The organism is Pseudomonas palmensis (genome assembly GCF_017848315.1).
GTDB lineage: Bacteria > Pseudomonadota > Gammaproteobacteria > Pseudomonadales > Pseudomonadaceae > Aquipseudomonas > Aquipseudomonas palmensis.
In genome coordinates, this window is the sequence record NZ_JAFKEC010000064.1 from 14,199 (window position 1) to 31,804 (window position 17,606).

The following is a 17,606-nucleotide window of genomic DNA, read 5'->3' on the forward strand; positions in this document are numbered from 1 at the left end:
CAACATGCCGCGAACTCATCAGGGCCTGAGCCTGATCGAACTGTTGATTGTCGTCGCCGTGGTCGGCATTCTGGCGGGCATTGCCTACCCCAGCTACCGCGACACGGTGAAAAGAGCCGCACGCAGCGAGGTCGTGGGGCTGCTGTTCGACAGTGCGCAGCACCTGGAGCGCCACCGCGCCCGCACGGGCCAGTATGCCGATACCGACGCCGTGATCACCCCGTTGCCCCCCGGCACAGGCCATTACAGCCTGCACGCCAGCCGCGAGGCCGAGGGTTTCAGCCTGCTGGCCCGGCGTCATGCTGGAGGGCTGATGGCCGGCGACGCCTGTGGCGACTTCGAGCTCGATCACCAGGGTGTGCGCGGCAACCCCGGTGCCAGCAACGAGGCGAACGGGGGCTGCTGGGGTAACTGACGTCTTTCATACGGGTACTGGACCAATAGATGACCAAGCAAGTAGTGATTGTCGGCGGTGGGGTGATCGGCCTGCTGACTGCGTTCAACCTGGCGGCCGATGTCGAGCAGGTGGTGGTGTGCGACAAGGGCGCGCTCGGCCAGGAGTCTTCCTGGGCCGGGGGCGGGATCGTGTCGCCGTTGTACCCGTGGCGCTACAGCCCGGCGGTTACTGCGCTGGCGCATTGGTCGCAGGACTTCTATCCGCAGCTGGGCGAGCGTCTGTTCGCCAGCACCGGTGTAGACCCCGAGGTGCATACCACCGGCCTGTACTGGTTGGACCTGGACGATGAAGCCCAGGCGCTGGCCTGGGCGGCCCGCGAGGGACGCCCGTTGAGTGCAGTGGATGTGGCCCGCGCCTATGCGGCGGTGCCCGTGCTGGGGCCGGGTTTCGAGCGGGCCATCTACATGGCGGGTGTGGCGAACGTGCGCAACCCGCGCCTGGTCAAGTCGCTCAAGGCGGCGTTGCAGGCCCTGCCGAACGTGACCCTTCGCGAGCATTGTGAAATCACCGGGTTCAGCCGCGAGGGCGAGCGTATTTGCGGCGTTGAAACCGTCGATGGCCCGATCCGTGCCGATCAGGTGGTGCTTACGGCGGGGGCCTGGAGTGGCGACCTGCTGCGCCCGCTGGGCCTGGAACTGCCGGTGGAGCCGGTGAAAGGGCAGATGATCCTGTTCAAGTGTGCGGAGGATTTCCTGCCGAGCATGGTGCTGGCCAAGGGGCGCTACGCGATCCCACGGCGTGACGGGCACATTCTGGTCGGCAGCACACTGGAGCATGCAGGCTATGACAAGACGCCCACCGAAGCGGCGCTGGCGAGCCTGAAGGCCTCGGCCATCGAATTGCTGCCGGCGCTGGCCGATGCCACGCCGGTCGGGCATTGGGCGGGGTTGCGGCCAGGCTCACCGGAAGGTGTGCCGTACATCGGCCAGGTGCCCGGGCATGAAGGCTTGTGGTTGAACTGCGGGCATTACCGCAACGGGCTGGTGCTGGCGCCGGCGTCCTGCCGGTTGTTCGCCGACCTGCTGCTGGGGCGTGCGCCGATCATCGACCCGGCGCCGTACGCGCCGGGGCCGCGCCTGCTGTAACAGCAGGCATGTGGAAGCCGGCCTGGCCGGCGAAGGGGCCCTCAGCCCTGGCGGGTATCGTTGGGCCCCTGCTCCAGATGCGCCGGGCTGCAATACCACAGCTGGCCCCGGTGCAAGGCACGGTCGGTGGGCAGGTGCACGCCGCAATGGGCGCAGCGCACCATCTTCAGCGGGTCATCGAGGGTAGGGCGAGTATCGGCAGCAGTGCCGGCCTTGAACTTGCGCCACAACCAGAACGCAGCAGCAATCAGGGCAATCCAGAGAATTAGGCGAACCATGGTGTCCAGCTTTGTCGAATGAAGAGCCCCCAGTTTAGGGCCTGGCAACAAAAAAGGGAGGCCATCAGGCCTCCCTTTTTCATTCACCGTATGGCGTGTCAGTCGAATACGCCAAAGGTCATGTAGCTGAACCACGAGCGGTCTTCGTTGTTGCCTTCGGCTTCGTGGTTTTCTTCTTCGATCACGTCGCCATTTTCGTCCTTGGGCAGCAGTTCCTGCGGGATCGCGTCTTTGGCGTCCTGGTACTGCTTCTGCACGTCCTGGTTGGCGCGGGTCTGGCCTGGCGGCAGCGGCGGCGCGCTGGAGATCAGGCCCAGGGTGGCCTTGGACAGCCACGAGCGGTTGTCCGCCTCGTCCTGCTGCGGCACGAACTGGCCGTCTTTTAGGCTCGGGTGATCGGGGTAGTTGAGTTTCAGGGTTTCCAGGCTGGTGGCTGCCAGTTCGTCCAGGTGCAGACGCATGTAGGCTTCGGTCATCACCGCCAGGCCGTCACCGACCGATGGGGTTTCCTGGAAGTTTTCCACCACGTAGCGGCCACGGTTGGCGGCGGCGACATACGCCTGACGGGTCAGGTAGTAGTCGGCCACGTGGATCTCGTAGGAGGCCAGCAGGTTGCGCAGGTAGATCATGCGCTGCTTGGCGTCCGGCGCGTAGCGGCTGTTGGGGAAGCGGCTGGTGAGCTGGGCGAACTCGTTGTACGAGTCACGCGCAGCGCCCGGGTCACGCTTGGTCATGTCCAGCGGCAGGAAGCGCGCCAGCAGGCCGCGGTCCTGGTCGAACGAGGTCAGGCCCTTGAGGTAATAGGCGTAGTCGACGTTCGGATGCTGCGGATGCAGGCGGATAAAGCGCTCGGCAGCCGACTTGGCAGCCTCGGGCTCGGCGTTCTTGTAGTTCGCGTAGATCAGCTCCAGCTGCGCCTGGTCGGCATAGCGGCCGAACGGGTACCGCGACTCCAGGGCCTTTAGCTTGGAGGTGGCGCTGGTATAGCTGTGGTTGTCCAGGTCGGCCTGCGCCTGCTGGTACAGCTCGGTTTCGCTGAGGTTTTCGTCGACGACTTCCTTCGAAGAACAAGCAGCGGTGAGTCCGAGGATGGCGATCAGCAGCAGGTGTTTCACTTGCATGGCGGCTTGCGTCCCTATGACGGCTGCTGTCTTGGGCGAGGCCGTCCTGTTATGATGAGCACCCCGTTGGAACCCTCGGGGCAAAAGACGCCGTATTTAACCACAAGCGTGCAGCTGAAACCAAAGGCTGTGCCTCCGCCTGATTCGAGCATGTCCGAGAAAATTGAACTTCGCGCAGAGGTACCGTCCGAATTGGGCGGGCAACGCCTCGACCAAGTCGCCGCCCAACTGTTTGCCGAGCACTCGCGCTCGCGCCTTTCCGCCTGGATCAAAGAAGGCCTACTGACCGTCGATGGCAACGTCGTGCGTCCGCGCGACATCGTCCATGGCGGCGCCCTGCTGGCGCTTGACGCCGAGCAGGAAGCCCAGGGCGAGTGGGTGGCGCAGGACATCGAACTGGACATCGTCTACGAAGACGAGCACATCCTGGTCATCAACAAGCCGGCCGGGCTTGTGGTGCACCCGGCTGCCGGTCATGCCGACGGCACCCTGCTCAATGCCCTGCTGCACCACGTGCCGGACATCATCAACGTGCCGCGCGCCGGCATCGTGCACCGCCTCGACAAGGACACCACCGGTCTGATGGTGGTGGCCAAGACCATTCAGGCGCAGACCCAGCTGGTAGCCCAGTTGCAAAGTCGCAGCGTCAGCCGCATCTATGAATGCATCGTGATCGGCGTGGTTACCGCAGGCGGCAAGATCAACGCCCCGATCGGTCGTCACGGCCAGCAGCGCCAGCGCATGGCGGTGATGGAGGGCGGCAAGCAGGCCGTCAGCCACTATCGCGTGCTCGAACGCTTCCGCTCGCACACCCACGTGCGCGTCAAGCTGGAAACCGGGCGTACCCACCAGATCCGCGTGCACATGGCCCACGTCAACTTCCCGTTGGTCGGCGACCCGGTGTACGGCGGGCGCTTCCGCATCCCGCCGGCGGCCAGCGTGACCATGGTCGACGCGCTCAAGACCTTCCCGCGCCAGGCCCTGCACGCACGCTTCCTGGAGCTGGATCACCCGGTGACCGGTGAGCGCATGGGCTGGGAGTCGTCCCTGCCGGACGACTTCGTGTGGCTGCTGTCGCTGCTCAAGCAGGACCGCGAGGCCTTCGTCGGATGAGCCCGCTGACGCACCACCTGCTGACCCCCGACTGGCCTGCGCCAGCCTGGGTCAAGGCGTGCGTCACCACCCGGGGCGGCGGCGTGAGCCAGGCGCCCTACGATTCGTTGAACCTGGGCGACCACGTCGGTGACGCCCAGGCCGCAGTGGCCGAAAACCGTCGGCGCCTGACCGCGCAGTTCGGCACCCAGCCTGCCTGGCTCAAGCAGGTGCACGGCATCGATGTGGTCGAGGCCGACCCGGCGCTGGTTGCCGAAGCCGACGCCAGCTGCACCAGCACCCCCGGCATCGCCTGCACGTCCATGACCGCCGACTGCCTGCCGGTACTGTTCTGCGACCGCGCCGGCACCCGCGTGGGCGCTGCCCATGCCGGCTGGCGCGGGCTGGTGGGCGGTGTGCTGGAGGCCACGCTCGATGCGCTGGGCGTACCGGCCAGCGAGGTGCTGGTATGGCTGGGCCCGGCCATCGGGCCCCAGGCATTCGAGGTGGGCGGCGAAGTGCGCGAAGCCTTCATGACCGTTCATCCGGAAAGTGCCAGCGCCTTCGTGGCGGGGGCGCAGCCCGGCAAGTTCATGGCCGACATCTATGCACTGGCGCGCATTCGCCTGGCGGCCCGTGGCATCACTGCCGTGTATGGCGGCGGCCTGTGCACCGTGAGCGACCCACGCTTCTATTCCTACCGTCGCAGCCCCGTTACCGGGCGCTTCGCTTCGCTGATCTGGCTGGCGCCTCGCTGACCTGGATCAAGCCCGCTACGCTTGAATCTTCCACAATCACCCTTATCTATAGGGGTATCTCAGGCAGGTTTTTCTTCATCAGGTGTGTCCATCGCTCCGGCCTGCCCATTAAAGGAAGGTAAGTTATGCGAATAGACCGTTTGACCAGCAAGCTGCAACTGGCGTTATCCGACTCCCAGTCCCTGGCGGTTGGCATGGATCACCCCGCGATCGAGCCTGCGCACCTGTTGCAGGCGCTGATCGACCAGCAGGGTGGTTCGATCAAGCCCCTGTTGATGCAGGTGGGCTTCGACGTCAACAGCCTGCGCAAGGAACTGGGCAAAGAACTCGACCAGTTGCCAAAAATCCAGAACCCTACCGGCGACGTCAACATGTCGCAGGACCTGGCACGCCTGCTCAACCAGGCCGACCGCCTGGCCCAGCAGAAGGGCGACCAGTTCATCTCCAGCGAGCTCGTGCTGCTGGCGGCCATGGACGAGAACAGCAAGCTCGGCAAGTTGCTGCTCGGCCAGGGCGTGAGCAAGAAGGCGCTTGAAAACGCCATCAGCAACCTGCGCGGCGGCGAAGCGGTGAACGACCCCAACGCCGAGGAATCGCGTCAGGCCCTGGACAAGTACACCGTCGACCTGACCAAGCGTGCCGAAGACGGCAAGCTCGACCCGGTGATCGGCCGTGACGACGAGATCCGTCGCACCATCCAGGTGCTGCAACGCCGTACCAAGAACAACCCGGTGCTCATCGGTGAGCCTGGCGTGGGTAAAACTGCCATCGCCGAAGGCCTGGCCCAGCGCATCATCAATGGCGAAGTGCCCGATGGTCTGAAGGGCAAGCGCCTGCTGTCGCTGGACATGGGCGCGCTGATTGCCGGCGCCAAGTTCCGCGGCGAGTTCGAAGAGCGCCTCAAAGGCCTGCTCAACGAGCTGTCCAAGCAGGAAGGCCAGATCATCCTGTTCATCGACGAGCTGCACACCATGGTGGGTGCCGGTAAAGGCGAAGGCTCCATGGATGCCGGCAACATGCTCAAGCCTGCGCTGGCGCGCGGCGAGCTGCACTGCGTCGGTGCCACCACGCTGAACGAGTACCGCCAGTACATCGAGAAGGATGCGGCGCTGGAGCGTCGGTTCCAGAAGGTATTGGTAGAGGAGCCGAGCGAGGAAGACACCATCGCCATCCTGCGTGGCCTCAAGGAGCGTTACGAGGTGCACCACAAGGTGGCGATCACCGACGGCGCGATCATTGCCGCGGCCAAGCTCAGCCATCGCTACATCACCGATCGTCAGTTGCCCGACAAGGCCATTGACCTGATCGACGAGGCGGCCAGCCGCATCCGCATGGAGATCGACTCCAAGCCCGAGGTGCTCGACCGTCTGGAGCGTCGCCTGATTCAACTGAAGGTGGAATCCCAGGCGCTGAAGAAGGAAGACGACGAGGCGGCCCTCAAGCGCCTCGAGAAGCTGACCGAGGAGATCGTGCGGCTGGAGCGTGAATACTCCGACCTGGAAGAGATCTGGACCTCGGAAAAAGCCGAAGTGCAGGGCTCTGCGCAGATCCAGCAAAAGATCGAGCAGTCCCGTCAGGAGCTGGAAACCGCCCGCCGCAAGGGCGACCTGAGCCGCATGGCCGAGCTGCAGTACGGGGTGATCCCGGACCTGGAGCGCAGCCTGCAGATGGTCGACCAGCATGGCAAGGCCGAAAACCAGTTGCTGCGCAACAAGGTGACCGAGGAAGAGATCGCCGAGGTGGTGTCGAAGTGGACCGGTATCCCGGTATCCAAGATGCTCGAAGGCGAGCGCGAAAAGCTGCTGAAGATGGAAAGCCTGCTGCACCAGCGCGTGATCGGCCAGGAAGAGGCCGTGGTGGCCGTGGCCAACGCGGTGCGTCGTTCGCGGGCCGGGTTGTCCGACCCTAACCGGCCAAGTGGTTCGTTCCTGTTCCTGGGCCCTACCGGTGTGGGTAAAACCGAGCTGTGCAAGGCGCTGGCCGAGTTTCTGTTCGACACCGAAGAGGCCATGGTGCGTATCGACATGTCCGAGTTCATGGAGAAACATTCCGTGGCGCGGCTGATTGGTGCACCGCCAGGCTACGTGGGTTACGAAGAGGGCGGCTACCTGACCGAAGCCGTGCGGCGCAAACCCTATGCGGTAGTGCTGCTGGACGAGGTCGAGAAGGCCCACCCGGACGTGTTCAACGTGTTGCTGCAAGTGCTTGAAGACGGTCGCCTTACCGACAGTCATGGCCGTACCGTGGACTTTCGCAACACGGTGATTGTGATGACCTCCAACCTGGGGTCGGCACAGATCCAGGAACTGGTGGGTGATCGCGAGGCGCAGCGCGCTGCGGTGATGGACGCGGTGGGTTCGCATTTCCGCCCCGAGTTCGTCAACCGTATCGACGAAGTGGTGGTGTTCGAGCCTCTGGGTCGCGACCAGATCGCCGGTATCACCCAGATCCAGCTGTCGCGTCTGCGCAGCCGTCTGGCCGAACGCGAGCTGAGCCTGGAGCTGAGCCCCGAGGCCCTCGACAAGCTGATCGCGGTCGGTTACGACCCGGTGTATGGCGCACGGCCGCTGAAACGGGCGATCCAGCGCTGGATCGAGAACCCGCTGGCGCAACTGATTCTGTCAGGTCAGTTCATGCCGGGCAGCAGCATCACCGCCAAGCTGGAGGGCGAAGAGATCGTCTTTGCCTGAGTTTTCGGCGGGTTACGCTAAGGCCTCGATTTTCGAGGCCTTTTTTCTTTGCATTTTGCTTCGAGTGCTTGTAAAGTGCGCCCCGCTGTATGTCACCCCGCAGGTTTCCGGCAGAAGTGGGAATCTGAAAAAAAGTTGCAAATCAGTGTGTTGAATGCAAATTAAGGGTTGACAAGGGTTTTGAAGATTGTAGAATAGCGCGCCTCAGAGACATGAACGCAGCGATGCACAAGGTCGAAGAGTTCGAAGCGGTAGCGATACAGTTTTCGAAATTGCAGCAAGTTGTACTTGAAATTGATAGTTCCGCGATAGCTCAGTCGGTAGAGCAAATGACTGTTAATCATTGGGTCCCAGGTTCGAGTCCTGGTCGCGGAGCCAAATTTCAAACCGGGGTATAGCGCAGTCCGGTAGCGCGCCTGCTTTGGGAGCAGGATGTCAGGAGTTCGAATCCCCTTACCCCGACCATATTTGGGTCGTTAGCTCAGTTGGTAGAGCAGTTGGCTTTTAACCAATTGGTCGTAGGTTCGAATCCTACACGACCCACCATTTTTGAATCCGGTTCGCTGGGTTTGAATCTTAAAAGGTTGGTACGCCATTAGCGTCCAGCCATTAAAAAAGGCACCTTAATCGGTGTCTTTTTTTTACCGGGGTATAGCGCAGTCCGGTAGCGCGCCTGCTTTGGGAGCAGGATGTCAGGAGTTCGAATCCCCTTACCCCGACCATCTTCAGAAAAAGGGCACCTTGCAAAAGGTGCCCTTTTTCGTTTGCGCGGGGTTTAGCGCGTGTGCAGCCAGCTGGCGGTACTGCCTATGCCCAGTACCTCCTGCAGGGGGCTGTAGTGCGCGCATCCGCGCCTCGTCGAAATACAGCTCGCTCCGGGTCAACCGCACGCCAGTGGCCTGGCGCCCATCCGGCCCCGGCAGGGCGCCGGGGCGGACGGGGGTAGCCGTCAGTGCAGCTTGAGGCGGGGTTCGGTACCGCGGCCGATACGGCTGCCGAGCATCAGCATCAGCGTGCGGAAGGTGCCATACAGCGCCATCTGGTGCATGCGGTAAAGCGACACATAGAACATCCGCGCCAGCCAGCCTTCGAGCATCACGCTGCCGGTGAGGTTGCCCATCAGGTTGCCCACTGCCGAGAAGCGCGACAGCGAGACCAGCGAGCCGTAGTCGCGGTACGCGTAGGTGGGCAACGGCTTGCCCTCCAGGCGCGCCTTGAGCCCTTTGGCCAGCAGCGAGGCCTGCTGGTGGGCGGCCTGGGCGCGCGGCGGCACATTGCGGTCGCTGCCCGGCTGCGGGCAGGCGGCGCAGTCGCCGAACGCGAAGATGTCATCGTCCAGGGTGGTCTGCAGGGTAGGGCGCACCACCAGTTGGTTGATGCGGTTGGTTTCCAGCCCGTCGATGTCCTTGAGGAACGCCGGGGCGCGGATACCGGCCGCCCACACCTTGAGGCTGGCGTGGATCACCTCGCCGTTGGCGGTCTTGAGCGAGTCTGCGGTGACCTCGCTCACCGACGCGTTGGTCAGCACCGTCACGCCGAGTTTTTCCAGGGTTTTGTGCACCGGCACGCTGATGCGCTCGGGCAGCGCCGGCAACACCCGTGGGCCGGCCTCGATCAGGGTGATCTGCATGTCCTTGGGCTGGATGCGGTCCAGGCCATAGGCGGCCAGTTCGTGGGCGGCATGGTGCAGCTCGGCCGCCAGTTCCACGCCGGTGGCACCGGCACCCACGATCGCCACGCTGATCTTCTCGCTGGCAAGGTCGCCGGCATGGGCGCGCAGGTAGTGGTTGAGCAACTGCTGGTGGAAGCGCTCGGCCTGCTTGCGGGTGTCGAGGAACAGGCAATGCTGCGCCGCACCCAGGGTGCCGAAGTCGTTGGTGTTGCTGCCCACCGCGATCACCAGCGTGTCATACGCCAGGGTGCGCGCCGGCAGCAGCTCGCGGCCGTCCTCGTCGAGGGTGGCGGCCAGCTGGATCTGCTTGCTCGAACGCTCCAGGCCGCTCATGCGCCCCAGCTGGAACTGGAAGTGGTTCCACTTGGCCTGGGCCACGTAGTTGAGCTCGTCTTCGGAGGAATTGAGCGAACCGGCCGCCACTTCGTGCAGCAGCGGCTTCCAGATGTGGGTCAGGTTGGCGTCGACCAGGGTAATCACGGCAGTGCCGCGCTTGCCCAGGGTCTTACCCAGGCGGGTCGCCAGTTCCAGGCCGCCGGCGCCGCCGCCGACAATCACGATACGGTGAGTCATGGGGATATCTCATAAGGTTTGCGGAATTCTGGGTTGGGTCCTGAGTGGCCGGCCGCGCAGGGCGGGCGGTTTGGGCGAGCGCAAGGCAGCTCATAGCACCAGATGGCTCAGGAGGCGGCTCAACAGGCCAAGGCTGATCGTCACGCCCACCACCAGAGCAAGGAGCAGCCATGGCCTGAAAGGCTTGCGCTCGACTTGGTGTTGGGGGGCACGCAGGTATTCATCGACTCGTCGCTGGTCTTCGGGGTTCAGGCGGCTGGTCATGGAGGCCTCGTCAGGTAGACGCATGTGACTGTGGGAACGCTACAGTGTTCACTGTAGTCCGTCGCCAAAGGCTTACCTGGGGGATCGAAGCGCTCGTGACAGCGAATGATTGCGCTTTGTATCACCCGCGCCGCATTTATGCCATCCCGCTTTGGCAGGGGGCAGCGATCACAGGCTGATCCCCACGTCGAAGACGATGCTGCGCCCCAGGTTGGCGCGCAGAAAATCCGGCGCATCGGGGTGGGCGAACAGCACCCGGGCGAAGGTCGGGCCCACCAGCGACAGGGAGCGCCAGCCCTGGCGCAGGTACTCGGTGGGCGGCGGGAAGTGGCTGTTGAGGTCGAGCACTTCGCGCTTGAGGCTGGCGAAGGCAATGATGTCCAGTTCGCCCAGGTCCAGGTTGCGTTCGCGGTAGTTGTGCGACTTCTTGCGCAGGGTGGGCGCCAGGCGCTGCAGCAGCTCCTGCGCACTGATGCGTCGCGGCCGGGCCTCGCGCCTTACCAGCTGCGCGAGGGAAAACGCGCTGCGCCGGCGCTGCAGTTCTTCGCGCCATTCGTCGTTGAGCCGGCGCCCTTCGTCGAGCACGAAAAACACCTCGAAGGCGGCATCGCGAAACAGCACGTCGGGTGGCTCCTGACCGGCGGCGGTGAAGTCCTCGCTGCGGTAAGGGATGTTCAGGCCTTGCAGCAGGCGCTGGCATACCCAACGCTCGCGCTCCCATTTGCGGGCATTGGACAGGAACGCATTGGCTTGTTCGGCCTGAATGGTTAGCAGGCGCAGGTAGTCTGAGTCATCCATGGGCACAAGCTTAGCGCCCAAATCATGACAACGCTGCATTCCAGGCCCGGTGGATGGCGGCAACAGGCCGTGGAACGGTGTGTAGAATGAGCCATCGTCGGGCGCAATGCACACAAGGGGCAGACAGCCGTGATTGGCGCACAAGTGTTATCGGAACAAAGCCTGCTGCTGGGCTGGCTGTGCTACGTGCCGCTGCTGCTGTGGGCGGTGTGGCGCGCGCCGTGGGTCGAGCTGTTCACCGACCGGCGGCGCCAGCACCTGCTGTTCGGCACCATCTTCGCGCTGTTTGCGTTGTGGCTGGTACGCCGCGACTTCGACACCGGCGTGTCGTACCACTTCATCGGCATGACCGCCGTGACCCTGCTGCTGGACTGGCCGCTGGCAATCGTCGGTGGCCTGGTGGCGCAGGTGGGGCTGGTGGCGCTGGGGCGTCAGGACCTGGCGGCGATGGGCGTCAACGGCCTGCTGCTGATTGGCCTGCCGGTGCTGGTGACGGAGGGGGTGGCCATACTGGTGGAGCGTGCACAGCCGAAAAACCTGTTCGTGTACATCTTCTGTTCGGGGTTTTTCGCCGCCGCGCTGGCGACCTTGCTATGCCTGCTGGCCAGCCTTGGCTGGCTGTGGCTGGACGGTATCTTCGTGATGCCCGAATGGCTGTCGGACTTCATCGGCTACCTGTGGCTGATCATCTTCCCCGAGGCCTTCATCAACGGCATGGTAATCAGTGCGCTGGTGGTGTTCTGCCCCGAGTGGCTGGAAACCTTCAACCGGACCCGCTACCTGCAGGCCCCGTGGAAGGACGACGAACCGCGCGGCTAGTGTTCGCGCGGGTTGAAGTCGCCGGAGAACAACTCGTCTTCGGCATCCGGTGCCACCGGAATCTTGTGCTCTTCAGCGGCCCAGGCACCCAGGTCGATCAGCTTGCAGCGGTCGGAGCAGAATGGCCGATAGGTATTTGTGGCACTCCATTCAACAGGGGCGCCACAGGTCGGGCAGTCTACGGTCAGGGGTTGGCTCATGCTTGGCCTCCACGCAAAGTCAGGTAAAAGTGATGCAGGCGGTCGACCTCCGAATGCAGCCAGGCCAGGTCGCGGTCGTTGACGATCACGTCGTGGGCATGGCGCAGGCGCTCTTCGCGGCTGGTCTGCGCCTTGAGAATGGCCTGCACCTGTTCGGGGCTGGTCTGGTCGCGCTGCAGTGTACGTTCGATCTGCAAGGCCTGCGGCGCGTCGATCACCAGCAGGCGCTGGGTGCGCTGATACTGGCCCGACTCGATCATCAGCGGTGAAACGAACACCGCATAGGGCGACTCGGCCTTGGCCAGGTAGCTGAAGATCTCCTGGCCGATCAGCGGGTGCAGCAGGGCTTCCACCCAGCGGCGTTGCGCCGGGTCGCTGAAGATCAGCTGGCGCAGGGCGGCGCGGTCCAGTTGCCCGTCGCTTTGCAGCACGCCGGGGCCGAAATGCTCCACCAGGCTGGCCAGCGCCGGGCGCCCGGGCTCGACCACCCAGCGTGCGGCCTGGTCGGCATCCACCAGGTGCACGCCCAGCTCGATGAAGCGTTGTGCCGCGGCGCTCTTGCCACTGCCGATGCCACCGGTGAGGCCGAGAATCCAGGGTGTGAAGGCGGGTGTGGTCATTGCAGTCCGGCAAATTGCAGATAGGAAGTGGTCATTTGACCACCCCAGAGCAGCGCGATCCAGCCCGCAATGGCCAGATAGGGCCCAAACGGAATCGGCGTGCTTGCCTGCTGGTTGCGCAGGCGCAGCAACACCAGGCCCAGCAGCGCGCCCACCAGCGAGGCCAGCAGCAGCGTCAGCGGCAGGATCTGCCAGCCTCCCCAGGCGCCGAGCATGGCCAGCAGCTTGAAATCGCCATAGCCCATGCCCTCCTTGCCGGTGACCAGCTTGAACAGCCAGTACACCGTCCACAGGCTCAGGTAGCCGGCCACGGCGCCCCACAGCGCCTGGTCCAGCGGCACGAACACCTCGAAGGCATTGAGTATCAGGCCCAGCCACAGCAGCGGCAGCACCAGCACATCGGGCAGCAACTGGTGCTCGATATCGATCAGGCTCATCGCCAGCAGGCCCCAGCTCAACAGCATGAACGCCGCCGCGCTGGCGCTGAAGCCGAAATGCCAGGCCGCGAACAGGCCAAGCCCTGCGCAGGCCAGCTCCACCAATGGGTAGCGCGGGCTGATCGATGCCTTGCAGGCCGAACAGCGCCCGCGCAGGCACAGGTAACTCAGCACCGGGATGTTCTCCCACGCGCGGATGCGGTGCTGGCAGTGCGGGCAGTGGGAGTGGGGCAGCATCAGGTCGAAACGTGGCTCGGCCGGGTTGGGCAGCTCCAGCACTTCGCGGGCCTCACTGCGCCATTGGCGCTCCAGCATCATCGGCAGGCGATGCACCAGCACATTGATGAAGCTGCCCACAATCAGGCCAAGCAACAGGGCGACACATTGGTAGGCCAGCGGCTGGCGGGCCAGGGTTTCGAACAGGTCCATAGTCAGATCACATCGCCCAGCTGGAAGATCGGCAGGTACATGGCGACCACCAGGCTGCCTACCACCAGCCCGAGAATCAGCACGATCATCGGCTCCAGCAGGCTGGCCAGGTTGTCGAGCCATTCGTCGACGGCCGTTTCGTGGTGGCTGGCGATCCGGTCGAGCATATCGTCGAGCGTGCCGGATGTCTCGCCAATGGCGCACATCTGTACCGCCAGGCACGGGAACAGCGGCTCGTTGCGCATCGCCGCGCTCATCGACAGGCCGTTGCCGATGGCCTGGCGCAGCCGCAGCACGGCCTGCTCGTACAGCGTATTGCCGCACGCGGCGGCCACCGGCCCCAGGGCTTCGGTGAGCGGTGCGCCGGCACTGAACGACGTGGCCAGGGTGCGCGCAAAACGAGCCAGCGCCGCATGCTGCATCACCGGCCCCAGAACCGGCATGCGCAGCGCCTGGCGCAACATCCACAAACGCACCGCCTGCTCACGCTCGAAGGCGCGGCGCAGGGCAAATCCCGTGGCCAGCATTACCCCAAGCACCCACAGCAGATACTGCCCCAGCCAGTCGGCCAGGTTGATGACACCCTGGGTGAAGGCCGGCAACGGCGCGTCGAAGCCTGCAAACATGACCTGAAACTGCGGTACCACCTTGAGCAACAGCAGCGCCGCCACCCCCAACCCCACCAGCAGCACCAGCGCGGGGTAGACCATGGCCTTTTTCAGCCGGGCCCGCAGCGCCAGGCGTTTCTCCTGCAGCGTTGCCAACTGGTCGAGCAGGCTGTCCAGGCAGCCGGTTTGTTCACCCACGGCCACCAGGTTGCAATACAGGCTGTCGAACTGGCGCGGGTGCCTGCGCAGCGCATCGGCCAGGCCGCAGCCGGCGGCGATATCGTTTTTGAGGGTGCCCAGCAGGTGGCGCAGCGGTGGGTTGTTGATGCCTTCGGCGATCATGCCCAGCCCTTGCAGCAGCGGCACGCCGGCCTTGAACAACGTTGCCAGCTGGCGGCTGAAGCGGGTGATGTCCTTGGCGCCGAGCGAAGCGGGCCATTGCAGGGTAATACGGCGTGCCGCGTTCACCTGGGTAGGGCGTATGCCGCGACCGCGCAGCAGCGCCTTCACCAGCGCACTGTTCTGCCCGCTGCTGTGCCCGCTCACGTGGGTGCCGGAGCGGTCGATGCCTTGCCAGGCATAGGTTTTTGTCTTGTGGTTCATCGCTACCTCCCTGCAGCGGTGGACGGTCACAAACCCTGTAACAGCTGCAGGGTGATAGGCTCGGGCAATCCCGCCCGGTGGCCACTAGAGTAGTCGAGCGCGTTGCTGGGTTAAGCACCCGCAGGGTGACAAAAGGTGTCTGTTCGGGCCTACTGGCGCGCTGGTCTGCGGCGGCGTCCGTGGCGGGATTTGTGAGTTTTTGCGAGGGGAGTGCCCATGAAGGGACAGCGCGGTATTACATTGATCGAGTTGATGATCGTGGTGGCGATCATCGGCATTCTGGCGACCATTGCCATGCCCATGTACACCAACCACCAGGCGCGGGCCAAGGCCACCGCGGCGCTGGCCGAGGTGTCGGCATTGAAGACCGCCTTCGAAGTGCAGATCAACCAGGGCAAGGACGTGGCCGATGTCGCCGCCCTTGGCGGCCAGCCGACCACGGCCAACTGCACCTTGAGTGCGCAGGGCGTGGCGGCGACCGGCGTAGGCACCCTTGCATGCGTGCTGGTGGATGCGCCGGCGCCGGTGGCGGGCAAGCACCTGACCTGGGCCCGTTCGGCCACGGGCTGGGCGTGCAGCACCGATATCGAGGCCGACCTGGCCCCGGCCGGGTGCACCGCGGTGCAGGCGAGTGGTGGGCAATAGCTGTTGATAAACAGTGATTTGCGAAAGCGTGGCGGCAATGGTAGCGTTGTCGCCACGCCGGTGTAGCTCAGTCGGTAGAGCAGCGCACTCGTAACGCGAAGGTCGCAGGTTCGATTCCTGTCTCCGGCACCATCCAGCTGTTCCGATACGTCTCCTCATGTATACGGAAGCCCCTGAAAAGCCCGCCAAGTGCGGGCTTTCTTGTTTCTACCTGTCTCGTTCTGTCTCTAGGCATATACCAGTTTTAGGTATACGTTAGGGTATACGCCGGTTCGACGAGAAAACGTATACCTATGGCACGCACCGTTACCCCCCTTTCAGATCCCAAATGCGAGGCTGCCAAGCCGCGGGACAAGGACTACACCCTGTTCGACGGCCAGGGCCTGTTCCTGCTGGTCAAAAAGAACGGCAGCAAGATCTGGCGCATGAAGTTCAAGCGACCGGACGGCAGGGAGGGGCTGGCCACTTTCGGCAACTATCCAGCGTTTACCCTAAAGGCTGCGCGGGAGCGCCGTGCCGAAGCGCTGGAGCTGCTGGCGCACGGTAAAGACCCGATCGAGAACGCCAGGCAGGGAAAGATCGAGGCGGCGAATGCCAGGGCCAACACCTTCGGCGTGCTGGCCAAGGATTGGCACGAGGCCTGTTCGAAGAAATGGTCTCCAGGTCATGCCGCGACGGTTTGGCGGCGGATCGAAACTTACCTGCTCCCGGCCCTGGGTCAGCGCCCGGTGGCCGGATTGAAGACCCGCGACTTGCTGGTGCCGCTCAAGGCCGTGGAGAAGCGCGATGTTCTAGATACTGCCAGCCGGCTGCGGCAATACATGACAGGGATCATGCGCATGGCCGTCCAGCATGGCCATATAGACACGAACCCGGCCGTAGACCTTCAGGGCGCCACCGCAACGCGCAAAACAGTCCACCGGCCTGCGCTGGCGCTGGATCGTCTGCCCGAGCTGTTGCAAAGAATCGATAGCGACACCGGCCGGCCGCTGACCCGTCTGGCAACCCAGCTCACCCTGCTGGTCTTCATCCGCTCCAGTGAGTTGAGGTTTGCTCGCTGGCCAGAGATCGACACTGGCCGTTCCATGTGGGAGATCCCTGGCGAGCGCCAGCAGATCGAGGGGGTGAAGAACTCGCATCGCGGCTCCAAGATGAGCACGCCCCACCTGGTGCCGCTCAGTCGCCAGGCACTGACCACGCTCGAGCAGGTGCGCCAGCTCACCGGGCGTTTCGACCTGGTGTTTGCCGGCGACAGCAACCACTGGAAGCCCATGAGTGAGAACACGGTGAACAAGGCTTTGCGACGTATGGGCTACGACACCAAAACCGAAGTGTGCGGCCACGGGTTTAGGGCCATGGCTTGTTCCGCGCTGGTCGAATCGGGACTGTGGAGCAAGGACGCGGTAGAGCGTCAGATGAGCCACCAGGAGCGTAACAGCGTGCGGGCGGCTTACATCCACAAGGCGGAGTACATCGAGGAGCGCCGGTTGATGGTTCAGTGGTGGGCGGACTACCTCGGTGCGAACCGCGAGAAGCACGTTACGCCGTACGACTATGCGCATAGTGCTGACACGATTGCCAACGTTGTGCCGATTAAGAGGGCCTGATGCGGGCCTTCCATTGTGCGCGTAGACAGATATAGACTGTGCCACTACTGGTTATGTAACCAGCGCGCACCGAAAATCTGGAAGCCTACCGCATCACCTGTGGGCTCACGTAGCGACCCGTGACACCCCAAAGGATGGGTATGGATAAAGTTTACCGCCTTCTTCCCTGGCTACGGCTCGACCAGGCCGCTGACTGGCTTCGGTCCCTGACCAAGGTCGGTATCACCGAGGACATCCTCCTAAGTTTCTGTGAGGCCGGCCGGATCTCTGTCTACATAAATGTAGGCGGCGGATGCTCCGGTAATGATGAGGAAACCTGGGAAAGGAGCGTTAGCGGCTCTGGCTATCACTTGCTGGAGAATCCAGAGATTCTGCGAAGCAAAGCAGGCACTCGCGTAACCTTCAAGTTACTTGGGAAGGTCATGGTCTTCGAGCTTGATGACTCCATCAATCATGCCGAGATTCGCTGGTTCACCATCGCTCAGTTCGAAGACTTTGCGCCCGTCTTCAAATCACCGCACATCCAAGCGTTGGCCGATTTAATCAACGCCGAGGAACTTGCTGCGGAGGCTCGGAAAATCCAAGAGTATCAGCGGGCTGCCAATCAGTTCCGGGCCGAAAAAGAGCAGGCTCTGCTGAGCCTCCACCACGCCAATGAGGAGCTAGGAGAGCTGAGAGATCAACTCGCTAGGCTTCAGGAGCTCTCCAACTCGCAGGCAGTAGGCACCCCCAAGAGATCTGCTTACTTGCTCATCGCGGGAATGGTGGAGTACATCACCACCACTTCTCGAAACCGTCACACTCAGGAAACCATCATCGCTGAGGTAGCGGCAAAAGGGTGGGCGGGGGC

Annotated in this window: 18 protein-coding genes and 5 tRNA genes; 14 read left to right on the forward strand and 9 right to left on the reverse strand. The window is 63.6% G+C overall.

Going from position 1 to position 17,606, the window contains the following annotated elements; genetic code table 11:
* Positions 1 to 4: 4 nt before the first annotated feature.
* Together JZZ72_RS23895 and thiO are read left to right on the forward strand one after the other, a co-directional pair.
* Positions 5 to 415 (forward strand): type IV pilin protein, encoded by a 411-nt coding sequence (locus JZZ72_RS23895; RefSeq protein WP_196932539.1) that lies wholly within the window; start codon positions 5 to 7, stop codon positions 413 to 415.
* Positions 416 to 444: 29 nt separating this feature from the next.
* Complete coding sequence (gene thiO / locus JZZ72_RS23900) at positions 445 to 1,542, forward strand: glycine oxidase ThiO (protein ID WP_210015266.1); 1,098 nt, start codon at positions 445 to 447, stop codon at positions 1,540 to 1,542.
* Between the two features lie 41 nt (positions 1,543 to 1,583).
* On the opposite strand, the gene JZZ72_RS23905 is transcribed toward thiO, so the two are convergent.
* Positions 1,584 to 1,820, reverse strand: a complete 237-nt coding sequence (locus tag JZZ72_RS23905; protein WP_043860316.1) for a PP0621 family protein — start codon at positions 1,818 to 1,820, stop codon at positions 1,584 to 1,586.
* A gap of 98 nt (positions 1,821 to 1,918) precedes the next feature.
* Positions 1,919 to 2,941, reverse strand: a complete 1,023-nt coding sequence (locus JZZ72_RS23910; protein WP_043860317.1) for an outer membrane protein assembly factor BamD — start codon at positions 2,939 to 2,941, stop codon at positions 1,919 to 1,921.
* Positions 2,942 to 3,091: 150 nt separating this feature from the next.
* Between JZZ72_RS23910 and rluD the strand changes: the two genes are divergently transcribed.
* From rluD to JZZ72_RS23945, 7 genes are all read left to right on the forward strand, one after another.
* Complete coding sequence (gene rluD / locus JZZ72_RS23915; protein WP_043860318.1) at positions 3,092 to 4,054, forward strand: 23S rRNA pseudouridine(1911/1915/1917) synthase RluD; 963 nt, start codon at positions 3,092 to 3,094, stop codon at positions 4,052 to 4,054.
* Complete coding sequence (gene pgeF, locus JZZ72_RS23920) at positions 4,051 to 4,791, forward strand: peptidoglycan editing factor PgeF (RefSeq protein ID WP_210015267.1); 741 nt, start codon at positions 4,051 to 4,053, stop codon at positions 4,789 to 4,791. The genes rluD and pgeF overlap by 4 nt, the downstream gene beginning before the upstream one ends.
* A gap of 125 nt (positions 4,792 to 4,916) precedes the next feature.
* Positions 4,917 to 7,481, forward strand: coding sequence for an ATP-dependent chaperone ClpB (gene clpB / locus JZZ72_RS23925; RefSeq protein ID WP_043860320.1), 2,565 nt, complete (start codon positions 4,917 to 4,919; stop codon positions 7,479 to 7,481).
* Between the two features lie 302 nt (positions 7,482 to 7,783).
* Positions 7,784 to 7,859 (forward strand) — tRNA-Asn (locus JZZ72_RS23930).
* A gap of 10 nt (positions 7,860 to 7,869) precedes the next feature.
* Positions 7,870 to 7,946 (forward strand) — tRNA-Pro (locus tag JZZ72_RS23935).
* Positions 7,947 to 7,951: 5 nt separating this feature from the next.
* A tRNA-Lys gene (locus JZZ72_RS23940) sits at positions 7,952 to 8,027 on the forward strand.
* Positions 8,028 to 8,126: 99 nt separating this feature from the next.
* A tRNA-Pro gene (locus JZZ72_RS23945) sits at positions 8,127 to 8,203 on the forward strand.
* Between the two features lie 227 nt (positions 8,204 to 8,430).
* Here the strand turns inward: JZZ72_RS23945 and JZZ72_RS23950 are convergent.
* From JZZ72_RS23950 to JZZ72_RS23960, 3 genes are all read right to left on the reverse strand, one after another.
* Complete coding sequence (locus JZZ72_RS23950; RefSeq protein ID WP_210015268.1) at positions 8,431 to 9,726, reverse strand: NAD(P)/FAD-dependent oxidoreductase; 1,296 nt, start codon at positions 9,724 to 9,726, stop codon at positions 8,431 to 8,433.
* Between the two features lie 90 nt (positions 9,727 to 9,816).
* A complete protein-coding gene (locus tag JZZ72_RS23955; RefSeq protein ID WP_043860322.1) occupies positions 9,817 to 9,990 on the reverse strand; it encodes a DUF3094 family protein in 174 nt (57 codons plus the stop codon).
* A 168-nt stretch (positions 9,991 to 10,158) separates the two neighbouring features.
* Positions 10,159 to 10,788, reverse strand: coding sequence for a DUF1780 domain-containing protein (locus JZZ72_RS23960; RefSeq protein ID WP_043860323.1), 630 nt, complete (start codon positions 10,786 to 10,788; stop codon positions 10,159 to 10,161).
* Positions 10,789 to 10,917: 129 nt separating this feature from the next.
* Here JZZ72_RS23960 and JZZ72_RS23965 point away from each other — a divergent pair, with 129 nt between their 5' ends.
* A complete protein-coding gene (locus JZZ72_RS23965; protein WP_043860324.1) occupies positions 10,918 to 11,607 on the forward strand; it encodes an energy-coupling factor ABC transporter permease in 690 nt (229 codons plus the stop codon).
* Here the strand turns inward: JZZ72_RS23965 and yacG are convergent.
* The 4 genes from yacG to JZZ72_RS23985 are packed head-to-tail and all read right to left on the reverse strand — an operon-like array spanning position 11,604 to position 14,504.
* Positions 11,604 to 11,807, reverse strand: coding sequence for a DNA gyrase inhibitor YacG (gene yacG / locus JZZ72_RS23970; protein ID WP_043860325.1), 204 nt, complete (start codon positions 11,805 to 11,807; stop codon positions 11,604 to 11,606). The two genes, JZZ72_RS23965 and yacG, sit on opposite strands and share 4 nt — an antisense overlap.
* Positions 11,804 to 12,427 (reverse strand): dephospho-CoA kinase, encoded by a 624-nt coding sequence (coaE, locus tag JZZ72_RS23975; RefSeq protein WP_078479476.1) that lies wholly within the window; start codon positions 12,425 to 12,427, stop codon positions 11,804 to 11,806. Before coaE ends, yacG begins: the two co-directional genes overlap by 4 nt.
* The gene (locus JZZ72_RS23980; RefSeq protein ID WP_210015269.1) at positions 12,424 to 13,293 is read right to left on the reverse strand and encodes a prepilin peptidase; all 870 of its coding nucleotides are present in this window, start codon (positions 13,291 to 13,293) and stop codon (positions 12,424 to 12,426) included. The genes coaE and JZZ72_RS23980 overlap by 4 nt, the downstream gene beginning before the upstream one ends.
* A 2-nt stretch (positions 13,294 to 13,295) precedes the next feature.
* Positions 13,296 to 14,504, reverse strand: coding sequence for a type II secretion system F family protein (locus JZZ72_RS23985; RefSeq protein WP_210015270.1), 1,209 nt, complete (start codon positions 14,502 to 14,504; stop codon positions 13,296 to 13,298).
* 216 nt (positions 14,505 to 14,720) lie between these two features.
* Between JZZ72_RS23985 and JZZ72_RS23990 the strand changes: the two genes are divergently transcribed.
* The 4 genes from JZZ72_RS23990 to JZZ72_RS24005 all read left to right on the forward strand — a co-directional run.
* Complete coding sequence (locus tag JZZ72_RS23990; protein ID WP_043860329.1) at positions 14,721 to 15,149, forward strand: pilin; 429 nt, start codon at positions 14,721 to 14,723, stop codon at positions 15,147 to 15,149.
* A 56-nt stretch (positions 15,150 to 15,205) separates the two neighbouring features.
* Positions 15,206 to 15,281: transfer RNA gene (locus JZZ72_RS23995), tRNA-Thr, on the forward strand.
* Between the two features lie 161 nt (positions 15,282 to 15,442).
* Positions 15,443 to 16,756, forward strand: coding sequence for a tyrosine-type recombinase/integrase (locus tag JZZ72_RS24000; RefSeq protein ID WP_210015271.1), 1,314 nt, complete (start codon positions 15,443 to 15,445; stop codon positions 16,754 to 16,756).
* Positions 16,757 to 16,896: 140 nt separating this feature from the next.
* Positions 16,897 to 17,606 (forward strand): hypothetical protein (locus JZZ72_RS24005; protein ID WP_210015272.1); only part of this gene is annotated, 710 nt, incomplete at its 3' end.